The sequence below is a fragment of the Sphingobacterium shayense genome (assembly GCF_013179575.1).
In the GTDB taxonomy this organism is placed as follows: Bacteria; Bacteroidota; Bacteroidia; order Sphingobacteriales; family Sphingobacteriaceae; genus Sphingobacterium; species Sphingobacterium shayense.
Map to the genome: position 1 here is coordinate 24,505 of NZ_JABMCQ010000019.1, position 14,579 is coordinate 39,083.

Sequence of the window (14,579 nt, forward strand, 5' to 3'; positions counted from 1 at the left end):
GATATTATTTAATTTGATAAAGTATTCCTAAAAATGCGGATCTGCCATAGCTGATCGGGATAGACGAGTTGTTTACTTCGTGTGCTCCTGTACCTTCTGAAGCGGTGTTCCAAACATTCATTGTATTGGTTAAGTTTCGTACGCCAGCTTGTAGGACAAGGGAACCAAACAGTTCTTTTCCAATTGATATGTCTAGCTGGTTGTATGCTTGTTGATGCGCTTGATTAATTTCCATTCGATCGCCGGATCCAGAAACCCTGTAACTAGGACGTTCTCCATATAGCTTATAAAAGACGTTTATATTAGCGCCCCATTGCGGAAAATCTCGGGAAACCATTGCGTTTATTTCCGGCGTCCAGAAAAACTTGCCGAGGCTTTTATTTTCGATATACATATCGTTGTATCGGCCGGTGTAGCTGAAACCTAAATCAAGGTTCCAATTGTAATAATGAAAACTATTTTCCCAGGTACCACCTGTTGTTTTGAATTTGCCAACATTAATGTAGGTACTGACGTTCGAGTCTTCGGTAAGAAGGCCAGTGGTAATAAGATTATTGAATTGATTGAAGAAAGCTCCTATGCTACTCCTGAAGAAAGAATTTTCCGACCATTTCGTGTTATAGCTAAGCGAAGTATTGTAATTGTTGTTGTATTCTGCTTTTAGATCTTTGTTCCCTTCAATAGCATGGTTGCTATCGTGAAATGTAAAATAGAGCTCTCGCAGAGCGGGAGCACGGAATCCACGCGCATACCCCATTCGAAGGTCCCACTGCTGGCCTAAAACAAATTTGGCATTGATGGAAGGTATAGCGGGGGGCGCGTCGTAGGTAGAATTATAAATGAAACGAACGCCCGGGCGAATCATTAACCAAACGAAAGGTTGGTATTCGGTAGCTAAGAATCCTGCCATATTATAAACGCGAGCCCCGACGTCTATTCGCGCACCGGACCCTTTGTCTTGATCGAGCTCTACGCCGGTTAAGACACTTAGACTTTTGTTAAAACGATATATGCCATTTACACGGACAAATACTTGATTGAATCTCGATAAATCTTGCTCTCCTTGATTGGTGGTTAGCTGATGGCCTTGCGTCTGTAAATCGAATAATTGTGTCTTGGTTCTTCTCTGGTAGTGCTGGTATGCCAAGGAGGTACTAAGATGGAATTGATCGCTAATCTTCAACTGAGATTGCAGCGTTTGCGTTAAACGGTCTGTAATGTAGTTCTTGTCGATATACTTATAATTAGCTTCGATAGCTCCAGGAGTGTAAATATTCTCGTTAGCATAACTGATCGTGTAGTTTGTTTGAAAATCTTCGCCGTTGTATCCAACGCGCCCGGTTGTATGCCATTGATCTTTAGGTTGCCACTCAAGCGTGCGACCAGTATTTTTTCCCTGGTATCCTCCAAAGTCATTCTTGGAGCCTGACCAGTCGAATTTCCATTTATTGAATTTATAGTTCACACCAACGTGTGCGTTATGCCTACCTTCCTTTCTTATAAGATTATACTCAGAGCTTACTGTCTCTTCCAAAATTCGAGCAGTTAATCCCCATTTATTTTTATTTAGGCTGGCCTGGTTGGTAATGATGTTAACTACCCCCGCTAATGCATCTGTTCCATACATCACAGATATTGGGCCTTCCACTATTTCTATGCGCTCGATGATATTTACATCTATTTGTGAAAGGCTTTGTTTAGTGCTCCCGCGATCGATTAAAGGAACCCCATCTAGTAGTATTTTTACATTTTGTCCGCTAACGCCCATAATCTGGATATCGGATTCGCCAAGGGTTAGATCATTATTGAAACGAATTCCGAGTTGGGTGTTCAACAAAGTCGACATGTCGGCTGTCCCTCGTCGCAAGATTGTTTTTTTATCGATCGATCGTATTTTATAGATGGAGTTTCTTAGCGATGTCGGTTTAAATTGACCGGTTATAACGACTTCTTCGATGTCAATTTGTCGGTTAACAGTATCATTGTTCTGCGCGTTGGCAAAAAAGGGAACCATAGAGATCAAAAATAGAGCATATATCGAATACATTATTTAGAATTGTTTTAAATAGTGTGACAAACCTAAAGTTTAATTAGATTAATTCCAAATAATAAAGGGCATAAGTTTTTAAAAAAGGAATTATGTCCACGGTTAATAAGCTGATTGAGTTTATTTATGTGAAAAATGGTCGCTCTTCCAATCGTCTTTTATAACTAGCGTTAGGGTTCCGTGACTTTTTTAGGAAGATAGAATAGGAGTGGACCTTTTAAAGACAGTTTTATTTTCTGTTATCTTTTTGTCCACTCTCCGTCAATGATGTGGAATTACGACTCGGTGTTTAGACAGCTTGGATTTTTATACTTTGATAAATACAAGTGTATATTTTTAGCATTGGGAAGGCGCACATATTCCTGTTTTTCGAGCTATGATCTGTTATTTAAATTTTTCGTTGTTCGTAAATATATCTTTCCAATGTTGTAGGAAGTTTTATTGTGTCATTTGGGTACTCGGGAATAACCTTATTGGCGATCACAGCCCGTGTCATATCCGAAAGATTGCTTGCCGTGTTCTCTGTAAAGCCGGCAGACATGAGGCTTTCTTTCCATTTGTCTTGTGGTATAGATTGAACGATCACATCTTTATTGAACAATCTGGATAGAGCGTTTGCAACGTCAACCGAACTATACTTTTGTTGTCCAGTTAGTTCATAAATTCTTTTCTTTTCCGATGAGGGGCTGGTCATTATTTTCGCAATAAAATTGGCTAAGTCAACAGGCGAGTTCATTTCAATTTTCAAATCTTCTGGAAAAAAAGTCGGCAAAACACCGTGTTGTTCAACAGTATTCAAATAATTTAACCAATTACTAAAAAAATAGGATGGTCTTATATATATTTTTTCGAGGTTCAAATTGTCTAACGACTGCTCTAAAATCCTCGACATTAAAATATTCCCGGTATTATTGTTAATTTGTGAACCAATACAAGATAAAGCAACAACCCTTTTTATTCCTGTTGCTTGAATGGCCCTTTTGTAATTTTCGACTATTCGCTTGGTATCTTTAATTATATCTGTCGATGTCGGGTTTTCGGGTGTCAAAACGAAAGCAGTTGTGCCCCCTTTAAATGCCCTTTCGACTTCTTTAACATTAAGCAAGTCTACTTTTCGGGCTTCAATTGTTTTATCAGAAAGTTTTTCGGGATTTCTTACTATTGCCCTTACAGGGAAGCCGTTTGCTTTTAATTCATTGATAAGGTGTGAACCTATCTGTCCCGTTGCTCCTACAATTATATTCATACAGTATGTCTTAGTTAATGAGATAGCAAAGTTAAGGTGAGGTCATGACACCAGTATGTCAGGGGTATTGAAAAGGTCAATAATATTGTTTAAAGTACTCTTGTAAGGTCAATTTGTGCGGTTCAAACTTTTCACTGAGAATGTCTAAGTTTTTAATTCGGTCGAGGCGGAAAAATCTAAAGCCATCGGATCGACGACACCAAGCTAATAAAAGCCAATTATTGTCTTGTGTTCCTAATATAGCAAATGGTTCAATGGCTCTGTTTGTAGTTTTATTGGCCTCGTTGGTATAAATTATTGTTGTCAAACGAAAGTTTGTCAACGCAAATTCTAAAATAGACAAATTACTGCTTGTTCTCGCACTGCTTTTGTGCTGCTTAATTTGTACTCTTTTAGCAAGTAAATTAGCATTGTCCTGTATGTCCGGTTTTAATATAGATTTTATTTTGGTAATTGCCTCTGAGTAGGCGTTGACAAGGGATAAATCTTTGTTTTTTAAAATTAACTGTTCCGCCGTAATCAAAGCGTTGGCTTCAGCTTCGGTAAATGTAACAGGTGGAAGCCGATAATGTTCCATTAGCGTGTAACCTTTGCCGTCTTCGGTTATAATGGGAATCCCGGCCTGTTCCAATGCCCTGATATCTCGGTAGATTGTTCGTACGCTTACATTGAACTTATTGGCGAGGCGTGGAGCAGTTGAAAGTCGTTGTGTCTGTAATTGAATTATAATTGCGGTCAATCGCGAAATTCTCGTGGTGTCATGGCTCATTGTACTTCTTATTATTATTTGAATTTAAGACCGTAATCCGTCAGCGAGAGTTGGATGTCATCGTTGTATAGGCGTGTTGAGATTTACTTTCTCTTAGCATTAATTATGTGGGCTAAATGATGCTCGCAATGCCAAGCATAAATTCCGATATTTACTCTTAATGAAACTTTTTCATTATTTTCTGGGTGTAAAAATTCTTTGTCTAATTCCATTTCGGTTAAGTTCTCGATTAGTTTTACCCAACGTTCGTGTAAACCTGCTAAGATCTTCAATGAACTGTCTATGGGATAGTTTTTAGAGTCGGGTAATTCAGCCCATAAGTTTTCAACGTATGGTTTGATTACCGGCGTTTCTTCCGTCAAGGCAAGTTTAAATCTAATTAGACTGTTCATGTGACTATCAGCACAATGATTTACGATTTGTGATATCGTCCAACCGCCTGGCCGATATCGTTTGTTGAGTTCTTTATCGGTTAAGTCGTTTATTTCATTATGAACTTTGTTAGGAAATTCTTCGATGACCTTGATCCACACTCTTATTTGAGTTCTGTCAATTTTTCGTGGTTTTTTAAATTTTCCTACAGGGTATTTTGATTTTTCTATTTCTTTGTCCATGCTTATTTGGTTAAAACAATTGTGAAAGCTAGTTGCTAAAATACAAAAAAGCTAAAGTAGGTAGCACCGCATTATTTTTATCTTTCGGTTTAGACAGTTCTTAGATATAATTATTATGAAAAAAGCAATATATATAATAACTGGTGTAATGGCAGCTGGTAAATCTACAATTGCGGAAGCCTTTGCATTGCGCCTAGAGAAAAGTGTGCATCTTCGGGGTGACGTTTTTCGAAAGATGATTGTACGGGGAAGAGAGGATATGAGCGATAGTCCTAGCAAAGAAGCTCTTCGTCAGCTCGATATGAGGCACTGTCTTACCGCTAGTGCAGCGATTGATTATTATAATAATGGATTTACGGTTGTGGTTCAAGATAACTTCCTTGGGGATAAACTCTCAGACTTTTCAGACCTTTTGAACCCGTATCCGACCTACATTGTGGTTTTGAACCCAACTTTACAAACTATAGAACAGCGAGAATACAATAGACAAAAAAAAGGATATACTGGCTTCAGTGTTGAAAGCTTACACGATGGTTTTTTGAGAGAAACACCAAGAATTGGACTTTGGCTAGATACTTCGGAGATGACGATAGAACGAGTAGTAAAGGAAATTGAAAATAGAGTGGAGAAAGAAGGTTTAATACGTTAGAACCGGCAAGTGACTTAGCGAACGGCGCTTAATGGAGATCTTGTTTAATACATTGGATTAAGAAGTGAGGTGACTTTAGATAAACCATTGTGTTTTTCATCGATAAAAAAGAAGGGTTCAGTAATCAACAAGTTTCATCTTGTTCACATAGAGGAGGATTTGATGTAACTCTATGGCGAAAAATATAAAAACCCGACTACTGTCGGGTTTATTAAAATATGGCGGAGAGTGAGGGATTCGAACCCCCGGACCTGTTACAGTCAACAGTTTTCAAGACTGCCGCATTCGACCACTCTGCCAACTCTCCGCGACAAAAGTACGAATTTTCTCATTTCTTCAAAATTTTATTTTACTTTTCTCTGAGACGAAATACAGTTCTGATTTTATGGTGTTGAATACTAGAGCGATTCAAGAATATAAGGATGCTATTTTTTTATTCTTTAAGAGAAGAACGGGGTAGCGCAGAAAGAACTATGGATTTTTTATACCGTTCGGGGAATTATATCGATGGAGTAATTTATCTAAAGAATCTACATTTTGTTTAACCGACGTGCGAAATTGGAGGATATTTAAATCTAGAATCGCGACATCATAAAAATATGTGGTTGTACTGCAAACAGTTATTCTCATAGCTGGAAAAAAACAGTTTTTTATTTTGCATAGTTGTGGTAAATACCTACTTTTGTAGCACTGAAATGATGCGCCAATAGCTCAGTTGGATAGAGCAACGGTTTTCTAAACCGTCGGTCAGGGGTTCGAATCCCTTTTGGCGTACTAAAAGCCCTCTTACGATGACGTGAGAGGGCTTTTTAGTTTGAAAAACCAATCTAAATTATAAAGCGAATTTTTGAGTATGCTTAAAACTAACTAGACCGGAATTGATATTTTAATGGATTCTACCCAGATTGTGTAGGGACGACGGAAATATTATTTCGTGTCGATTGCTTTAAATAATCGTGCGTATTGTGTCGTCATCTTCAGCCAGCTGTAATTCTTGAGTGTGTAATCACGAAAACGTCTTTGGTTGTGTGATAAGGTACTGTCGTCGTTTAGAATTTCTTCGATTTCCTGTTTCCATGCGCTTGGGCTTGCAGAGGATACAAGTCTTCCGTTTTTCTCGGAAATAATTGCATCTGTGATTCCCTCGATAGGCGAGGCAAGCACGAGTGATCCCGAAAGACTCGCTTCAAGACAGACCAAACCAAAACCTTCCATATCGCCCTCCACACGGATATTTGGCATTAGAAAAATATCGCTATAGCTTAAGAGTACCTTTAGATCTTCTTGTGGTAGTTTACCCAAGTGTTTTGCTCGAGATTTGATGTCGGGGGATTCAAGCAGGAAGCGTAACGCTTGCTGATCCGATGGATACCCCATAAATAACATGTATAGGTTGCGCAGCGAAGAAGGAAGAAAGCGGAGCATTCGCTCAGTTTTCGTAGTCTCGGTCTGAAAAGGGCCTACTAAGACAACGAGAATGTTGTCCGACAACATCGGGAGTACTTCGGATATAAACCATGAAAAACCTTTGCGTTTTACTGGACGACCCAGCATTAGTAGAATTTTTTTTTCGTTTGGGATGTTATATTTATTTTTCACAAGTACCCATTGATCCTCACTATGTTCTACATATAGACTATGATCAATACCATTATTAATAACTGATATTTTATCTTGATGTACCTTTCTTTCTTTGAGAGCTTGTGCGGTTGCGTTACTAACCGCGATAATATGATCAAACCGATTGAATTTTGGGATAATCATGCGTTGATAAATCCATAGTGGAAAAACAACATCCAAGCCATGGACGGTTACTACCCTTTTGACATGACTATAGCCCGAATGCAACAGACTTAAAGTCGCGATGAGACCATCGTTAAAATGGATAATACTGATAGCAGGATGAGTGTGAATCATTTGTAAGATTCTATTATTCAGTTTTCGAAAGAACTGAAAGTAACTTTCCTCACCGGTATATACGATTTTGTAAACTTTCGCATGTTGAGCCATTCCGCTGATAAGCTCATAACTTTGTTTTTCCATTCCGCCAACTGACGGTGGGTATTTGTGACTAACAAATAGAACTTCCATCTGTAAAAGCGGTATTTTTTACGGTTTTTGGGAGTATTAAATATAATAGTGCGCTGCCGGCAATCCAAACTAACTGTCTGGCCCTACGTAGTATTGAGACGGTGAGCCAAAGGGATCCTGTGCCAATTCCAACGGCCAGAAGTACTAGCTGGTTGGCCAGCTCCTCGATTCCTAATTGTCCCGGGATAAAACCTACTGCGCTTTTGATGATGACTACACCCATGTCCATAAGTATGCCCTGCATTATTGTAACATCGTAGCCAGTTAAATAAAGAATAAGATAAAACTCAAAACTACCGACTATCCAGTGTAGCAAGAAAAATAGAAAGGAAAGCCAAAATTCACGATTTCTATGTTGATAAAAACATTGACATTGCCCAAGAAGTTCGAAAGTTTTCCCTTGTAACTTCTTGAAGAAATTAACGTTCTGGGAAGATGTTTTTCTCTTTCGGATTACTTTTTTGTTTAATAGTAATAATGTTAATATTCCGATTGATACTAGACTCACTATTAATAAGATTAAGGATATGTCTAACCATTGTGGTAAGTGTTGATGTCGGCTGAACAATAACCAAGATGCGGCGAAAGTCAATAAGACGAACTGAGAGATTATGGCCGTCAAGCGGGACACCGCAACTGACTCGGAGGCTGTACTGGCTGGGATATCATAAGATGAAAGGAGCGTGGCTTTCAGTAGATCGCCTCCCACAATGCTAGAAGGGTTGTATAGGCCGACCGTTTCACCAATTTGTCGTATAGCAAATAACCGATGTATTTTTATTTGACTACGTTGATCTCCTAAACATATCCACCAACCTAAGGTTCCCAGTAAATAGGCAATAAAAGTGCTGAAGATTAAAGTTAAAAAATTAAAACCTATTGCTGAAAGTTCTAGACGAACCAGATGAAAATCGGTGAGACCGATAAAAATTGAGATTGGTACTACGATTCCCAGTAACAGGGCCAGTTTCAGCCAATGAGATTTAGTCGGTTTTAACACGCTGTCCAGATTAAATCTCTGTTCGTTTGTTCGGACATATTTTGAATATCTTGAAAATACTTATCAACTAGTTTTTCCCAGTCCAAAGATTGAGCTTGATGAAGAGATGCACTCCGAATTACCCGATGGAGGTCGGGGTCATTTAGAAGAAGTTTGATATGAATCGTGTAATCCTCAGGATTGTTTGGGCTACATTTATAACCTGTGTGACGATGATTGATTAGATCTGCACTACCACCACCATCTGCAATTACACAAGGTAATCCAGAGGCCATTGCTTCCACGACTACATTTCCATATGTTTCCGAGGTAGAAGTGAACACAAATACATCGGAAGATGCGTATAGGACTGCCAGTTCCTGATGATCAAGCCTCCCTAAAAAAACTGCGTGTGGCATTAATCGCTCTAGCTCCGCTCTAGCGGGACCGTCACCCGCGATGATAAAGTTGTGTTCGACACCTTGTTCACGGAGGCGAGTATAGATTGCGATAAGGGTTTGTAGGTTTTTCTCCCAAACGAGCCGACTAGCAAAAAGTACAGATGGTTTTTTATTCCCCGTTCGTTGTTGAATATAGGTTTTGTCTCGTTTATCAGGGTTGAAAAGATTGAGATTTATCCCTCTTTGCCATAGCTTGAGCTTGTCGTCATTTACTCCAAAATTTCTCAACTGCCGGATCATACTATGAGAGGGAACATAAACTTGATCGCACGTGTTGTAAAACTTGGATAATGTGCTGCGCATCCACCGCTGAATAGGATTTATCAATGCCGGAAATCGTCTGAAATAATAAGGAATATAGGAGATGAAGTTTGTATGATAAATGGAAATTACTGGGATATTGTGTCGTTGTGCATATCGCAGTGCGAAAAAGCCGAGTAGGGAAGGTGTGGAGATATGAATAACGTCGGGTTGAAATTCGCTTAGAGCCGCATAAAGTTGTTCTTTGCTTAATGCGGGCATACTTATGCTGTAGTCTTTATTCAAAACTGAGTTCAGCGTTGGTATGCGGATCGCTTTGTGGTCTTTTAGTGTGGTTGGTCCCTTCCCGTGTATAAACAAATAACTAAATTTAGTAGGGTCGATTCTGTTGATAATCTGAAACATGGTTCTTGAAGCACCATCAAAGTCCTCAATGAGTATTTCTGCGAAGAATGCGACTTTTGTCATAAATTGTTGTTTTGTGTTATTTATGCTAAAATAGGAAAGTGGTGTTTTGCTCAGGTAATCAGTTCGTTAATGTTTTATTAAATTTTAGTCTGAGGTTTACATTGATCGTATAAATCTGATACAGAAGATTAATTTATAGTTTATATTGAAGTCATATTAGCCTGTTAGATTTGAGTAATAAAAACCAAGAATCGATGCATGCACAAATTATCTGGAAAAGACCAAGGAAATGGATTGCTCCCTTAGCTATTTTCGGCGTGATTATTTTTTACGGATATTCAATAAAAACGAGTCATTCGGCAGGTGTTATTCCCGTTTTCAATCAGACGCTTGGGTATGAGCCTGCAGCGGTTTCTTCAGGAGAACTATCTTTGTTAACCTATAACGTAGCAGGACTCCCCGAAATCATTTCTGCTGCTGAAAGCCCTCGTGCGGCAAGTATGAAAGTGATTTCCGAACGAATCAATTCATTTGATATTGTAAACGTACAAGAGGATTTTTATTACCACAGAGAGCTCTATAATGGAGGGAATATGCATCGATACAGAACTCGCCAGAAACAAGCTATTCCTTTTGGTGATGGATTAAATATTCTTTCCAAATACCCTGTTTTAGAATCTCAACGTGTGGAATGGACCGATTGTCATGGCGCGGATTGTTATGCGGCGAAAGGATTCTTGTTTACTAGGATCGAAATTGCTAGGGGAATGACCGTTGACGTCTACAACTTACACGCCACGGCATCCGATATTGAGCCAGCCGTTAAAGCTAGAGAAAAGAATCTGTTGCAGTTAAAACAATTCATTGAGCAACATTCAGGCAATCGCGCGTTATTGGTCATGGGTGACTTTAATGCACATTACGCTGCAGGTTGGGATGATCTTGCTAGATTTTATCAGCCCCTAGAATTACAGGATGCATGGGTTTTGCTACAAAACAATGGCACTGTTCCTAACGTGATCAATGAATTTGTTGCAACAGATAAGTTACGACTAACAGATTCTTGTGAGAGTATTGACAAAATATATTTTCGCAATAGTTCCAGTATAGAATTTACTCCGCGCTCGTATAAAGTTGAAAACCGACAGTTTCAAAATGGACAAGGTCAGGCCCTTTCTGATCATTGCGCCGTTTCTTTAAACCTAGCTTGGCGAAAAAGACAGCTGTCAGAAAATCTTAACACGGATCTCCCTTAACCAAGGTAGTTACGTTTTTCTTCAAAAATATAGATTGATTAGCTTCTGTATTTTTGAGTGTTAAGAGTGTTTAACAAAACTAAGACTTAAGTCTCCCCGGCTAAAGTCTTTTTTTTATTTGCAATATTGTTGCGTTTGATCTATCTTTGAGCCAATATATGATAGGGAAGTTTTTGCGGCAAACACTTGTAATGATAACTTTAGTTAGCTTAACGCTAACTAGTGCGTTGCAATTTACCCATGATTTGCAGCACGAAAAGGTGCATCATTGCCAAGATGGATCTTCAGATTCCCCAGACCACCATGCCGATTTGTGCGCGCTTTGTTGGTTTGTGACTCACCAAGTAAGCAGTGAATTCACGACTGTTACCTACTTGCCAGAAGCCTGCGAGCAAATTTTGTATACGTTAAGCAATAATAGCGTACAGGGTGGATTAGCAGATATCCTTTCATTAATGTGTAATGGAAGAGCCCCCCCTTCGTCCTCTATTTTTTTAGGGTAAATCAACAAATTATATTTATTTAGTTCAAGGTAGATGCGAAAATGGCGTATCATGCTCGTTTGCATGCTTCTTTGTTCGGGAGGTTTTCTGAAAGGGCAGCAACAGTGTGTTTTAAAAATTATAGGGAAGGTTTTTTCTGCGAGTGGAAGTCCGCTTCAGGGGGTTATAATATCGCAACAGGGGCATAAACAAACGATGTCCGATGAGCAGGGTGTTTTTCGACTTTCTTCTATTTGTGCAGGTGACTTAGCGCTTCAGTTTAGGCACATTGGTTACACCCCAGTAAGTTTTAGTTATCATATTTCTAGTGATACAACGTTGCACGTTACTTTGGATGTAGATGCTATACATCTTAAAGATGTGCAAATTATGGGAGTAGGATCTGGATCTTTGTCTTTGAGCACCCACCGACTGTCTAATCAGCAAAAGCAAGAAAGTAAAGGCGAGAACCTCGCCGCCTCGTTAAGCCGTATCGCGGGTGTTTCGATGCTGACGAATGGAGCTAATATAGCGAAACCCGTTATTAACGGGATGCACAGTAATAGAATTCTGATTTTGAATAATGGTATCCGGCAGGAGGGGCAGCAATGGGGTGCGGAGCATGCCCCAGAGATTGACCCTTTTCTCGCAGACCGCCTAGAGGTCGTTAAGGGTGCTCAGGGGGTTCGTTACGGTGCCGATGCGCTCGGAGGTGTAGTCGTTGTTTCGGCGCCGGATATTAACACTGACCCAGGACTGCATGGAAAGCTCGATCTTGCTGGACAGTCAAATGGTCGAGGCGGAGCTTTGCATGGCAGGCTTGAGGGATCCGTCAATCAGATACCAGGACTGGCTTGGCGTGTACAGGCGACGGGAAAGAAACTTGGGAACTATAAAACGGCCGATTACTACCTGGGTAACACAGGGGTGCAGGAACTTAACTATGCGGGGACTCTACAGTATAAATGTAATAAAGACGCATTTGAAGCATATTACAGTCATTTCGGATCGGAACTGGGTATTTTTCAAGGTGCGCATATTAGTACAATCGAGGATATTCAAGCGCGAATTGTAAACGGGCGCCCGTTTGAATCTTATGACTTTAGCTATGCTATTGGAGCTCCAAAACAGGCCGTGAGTCATGATTTAGGAAAGCTTAGTTGGAAAAGAACACTCGATAAAGGGAGATCTTTGGCCGTAGAGTATGGGATTCAGCGTAACCATCGAAAGGAATTCGATATGCGTAGAGTAGAGTCGGATGATCTACCAATGGCAGATATGGTGTTGACAACGCAGAGTCTTGATCTTATTCTTAGGGGTGAAAATAGTTCAGTAGGTGTGCAGGGGGCCGTACAAATTAACAACAACACACCAGGAACTGGTACGACACCGATTATACCCAATTATGATAGCTATGCTGTAGGGGTTTTCGGTATCCATCAGTTTCATATAGGTCGTTTGCACGCCGAAGTGGGGGCGCGCTACGATTACAAACACTTGGATGTTGCCGGCTATCGTTATCAATATAATGCTGATAGTTCCGGCGATCTGACACAGTATCTGTTAACAGATTCACGTAAATTTCATAATGCATCTGGATCTTTAGGTATACTTTATCATTTGAGCGAGCAATTAAACTGGAAAAGCAATCTAGGCTTAGCTTGGCGAGCCCCTTCGGTGAACGAGCTTTATAGTGATGGTCTGCATCACGGGAGCGCAAGTTATGAAGTGGGAGATAAGAATTTAAAAAGCGAGAAGGGGTTAAAATGGTTAAATACATTTTTGTGGCAATCAGAAAACTTACAAGCAACACTCGATATTTATGGACAGTTTCTGACTGATTACATTTATGCGCAGCCTCATCCAGATTCTGTTCGCCAGACTATACGAGGGACCTTTCCGTTATTTTCTTATCAACAACACGATGCTTTCTTTTACGGCGCCGACCTCAAATTGAGTTACCAAATTAATCCGATATTCGCTTATGACTTTTCGGCCTCTATCGTGCGTGCAAAAAATACGGAGCTTGATAGTTATTTACCCTATATCCCTGCGGACCGCCTATGGCACGGATTTCGATGGCAGTACGCGGGTACGCAGGAGCGAGATTCTTATCTTAGATTGTCGCATCGGTTTGTAGCTAGACAGACACGCTATGAACCAGAGACAGATTATGCAGCTCCCCCGGCTAACTACCATCTGTTTGATCTAGTTGCTAGTAAGCAGTTTTCGATTAGTCAACAACAATCTTTAAACTTGATTGTGTCGGCGGAAAATTTGATGAACGTAAGCTATAAAGATTATATGGACCGTTTTCGGTACTTCGCCCATCAAATGGGCAGAAATATTAATGTAAAAATTTCTTATCAATTTTAAAATGTATAATGTAATGAAAAAGTTTATTTTAGGTTTACTTACTTGTAGTATAATATTAACTACTGTCTCATGCTCGAAAGATGATCCTATAGCTGAGGTTGATCAAGAAGAAGTCAGCGGAGCTACATTGGTATTTACCGAAGTAGCCGCTAAAACTGAGGGAGGACAGACTACTTATGAAGACATTGAGAATCCTGAAATCATTGAGATCGCGTTCGATGGTGTGAATTTTTTGCCTCCGGTAGGAGCCCATTACCATCTAGACGTGGGGGCGAGCTATAGAGTAAGTTTACTGGCGAAGGATTTTGCTGGTCGTGAGACTCAGCAGACCTTTGTGTCTCGCGCGGAGCAGCATCAAGCGTTTATTCTCGGAGCACCAACGGGTGCGTTAAATTATCAATACGCGGATGTTGACCCACAGGGAAATAACGTTAACGTCGGTGTGACGGGTTACCTTACAGTTGTTGAACATTCTGATACGTTCACTTTACGTTATGTGATGCGCCATTTGAATACAGGAATAAAAAGTAGTATTACGGCCGAGGATTGGAATAATGAAGATTTTACTAAATTTACAGGAGATAATGATCTTGACCTTAAATTCGAGGTACACCTTACTGAGCATGACGAGGGGCATTAAACAGTAGGTTTCAGCATGTTAAAATAGCGTTTGTTTGGTGCTTTGCTGCGCGACAATATTATTTTCTAATTAGCGTACGAAGTAAAGTAAAAAGTGTTATTTTTGCAGCCGAGGTCTTCGTAGTTCAATGGATAGAATTTCAGATTCCGGTTCTGAAGATGTGGGTTCGACCCCCGCCGAGGACACTAAATGAGGTTTCAGCATTGCTGAAACCTCATAATATAGCTTTAAAGCCACTTGACACGGGGTTTTTAGATAGCACGGCAGATAGTTTTTGTAGACATTTTGTAGACATTAAAT

12 protein-coding genes and 3 tRNA genes are annotated in these 14,579 nt (G+C 39.9%); 7 read left to right on the top strand and 8 right to left on the bottom strand.

Annotated features, from left to right (window positions below; genetic code table 11):
• Positions 1 to 4: 4 nt before the first annotated feature.
• The 4 genes from HP439_RS04210 to HP439_RS04225 form a co-directional block, all read right to left on the bottom strand.
• Positions 5 to 2,047: a TonB-dependent receptor plug domain-containing protein gene (locus HP439_RS04210; protein ID WP_172389099.1), complete on the bottom strand. Its 2,043-nt coding sequence runs from the start codon at positions 2,045 to 2,047 to the stop codon at positions 5 to 7.
• Between the two features lie 388 nt (positions 2,048 to 2,435).
• The gene (locus HP439_RS04215) at positions 2,436 to 3,293 is read right to left on the bottom strand and encodes an NmrA family NAD(P)-binding protein (RefSeq protein WP_172389100.1); all 858 of its coding nucleotides are present in this window, start codon (positions 3,291 to 3,293) and stop codon (positions 2,436 to 2,438) included.
• 76 nt (positions 3,294 to 3,369) lie between these two features.
• A complete protein-coding gene (locus tag HP439_RS04220) occupies positions 3,370 to 4,062 on the bottom strand; it encodes a helix-turn-helix transcriptional regulator (RefSeq protein WP_172389101.1) in 693 nt (230 codons plus the stop codon).
• An 83-nt stretch (positions 4,063 to 4,145) separates the two neighbouring features.
• Positions 4,146 to 4,676: a YfiT family bacillithiol transferase gene (locus HP439_RS04225; protein ID WP_172389102.1), complete on the bottom strand. Its 531-nt coding sequence runs from the start codon at positions 4,674 to 4,676 to the stop codon at positions 4,146 to 4,148.
• 115 nt (positions 4,677 to 4,791) lie between these two features.
• Between HP439_RS04225 and HP439_RS04230 the strand changes: the two genes are divergently transcribed.
• Complete coding sequence (locus HP439_RS04230; RefSeq protein ID WP_172389103.1) at positions 4,792 to 5,325, top strand: AAA family ATPase; 534 nt, start codon at positions 4,792 to 4,794, stop codon at positions 5,323 to 5,325.
• A gap of 219 nt (positions 5,326 to 5,544) precedes the next feature.
• Here the strand turns inward: HP439_RS04230 and HP439_RS04235 are convergent.
• Positions 5,545 to 5,632, bottom strand: a tRNA-Ser gene (locus HP439_RS04235).
• A gap of 393 nt (positions 5,633 to 6,025) precedes the next feature.
• Between HP439_RS04235 and HP439_RS04240 the strand changes: the two genes are divergently transcribed.
• A tRNA-Arg gene (locus HP439_RS04240) sits at positions 6,026 to 6,099 on the top strand.
• Positions 6,100 to 6,252: 153 nt separating this feature from the next.
• Here HP439_RS04240 and HP439_RS04245 read toward each other — a convergent pair.
• From HP439_RS04245 to HP439_RS04255, 3 genes are read right to left on the bottom strand one after another with little or no spacing between them, the layout of a single operon-like run.
• Entirely contained in the window at positions 6,253 to 7,416 is a 1,164-nt protein-coding gene (locus HP439_RS04245; protein ID WP_172389104.1) for a glycosyltransferase family 4 protein, read from the bottom strand.
• Positions 7,397 to 8,416, bottom strand: coding sequence for a flippase-like domain-containing protein (locus HP439_RS04250; RefSeq protein WP_172389105.1), 1,020 nt, complete (start codon positions 8,414 to 8,416; stop codon positions 7,397 to 7,399). The genes HP439_RS04245 and HP439_RS04250 overlap by 20 nt, the downstream gene beginning before the upstream one ends.
• Positions 8,410 to 9,585, bottom strand: coding sequence for a glycosyltransferase family 4 protein (locus tag HP439_RS04255; RefSeq protein WP_172389106.1), 1,176 nt, complete (start codon positions 9,583 to 9,585; stop codon positions 8,410 to 8,412). Before HP439_RS04255 ends, HP439_RS04250 begins: the two co-directional genes overlap by 7 nt.
• A 170-nt stretch (positions 9,586 to 9,755) precedes the next feature.
• On the opposite strand from HP439_RS04255, the gene HP439_RS04260 reads away from it, so the two are divergent.
• The 5 genes from HP439_RS04260 to HP439_RS04280 all read left to right on the top strand — a co-directional run bounded on the left by HP439_RS04260 (position 9,756) and on the right by HP439_RS04280 (position 14,464).
• Positions 9,756 to 10,781 (top strand): endonuclease/exonuclease/phosphatase family protein, encoded by a 1,026-nt coding sequence (locus HP439_RS04260; protein ID WP_172389107.1) that lies wholly within the window; start codon positions 9,756 to 9,758, stop codon positions 10,779 to 10,781.
• A gap of 191 nt (positions 10,782 to 10,972) precedes the next feature.
• Positions 10,973 to 11,284 (top strand): hypothetical protein, encoded by a 312-nt coding sequence (locus HP439_RS04265; protein WP_172389108.1) that lies wholly within the window; start codon positions 10,973 to 10,975, stop codon positions 11,282 to 11,284.
• Positions 11,285 to 11,317: 33 nt separating this feature from the next.
• Positions 11,318 to 13,639: a TonB-dependent receptor gene (locus tag HP439_RS04270; RefSeq protein WP_172389109.1), complete on the top strand. Its 2,322-nt coding sequence runs from the start codon at positions 11,318 to 11,320 to the stop codon at positions 13,637 to 13,639.
• A 13-nt stretch (positions 13,640 to 13,652) separates the two neighbouring features.
• On the top strand, positions 13,653 to 14,279 hold the full coding sequence (locus HP439_RS04275) for a hypothetical protein (protein ID WP_172389110.1): 627 nt from the start codon (positions 13,653 to 13,655) through the stop codon (positions 14,277 to 14,279).
• Positions 14,280 to 14,392: 113 nt separating this feature from the next.
• Positions 14,393 to 14,464, top strand: a tRNA-Arg gene (locus HP439_RS04280).
• Positions 14,465 to 14,579 lie beyond the last annotated feature (115 nt).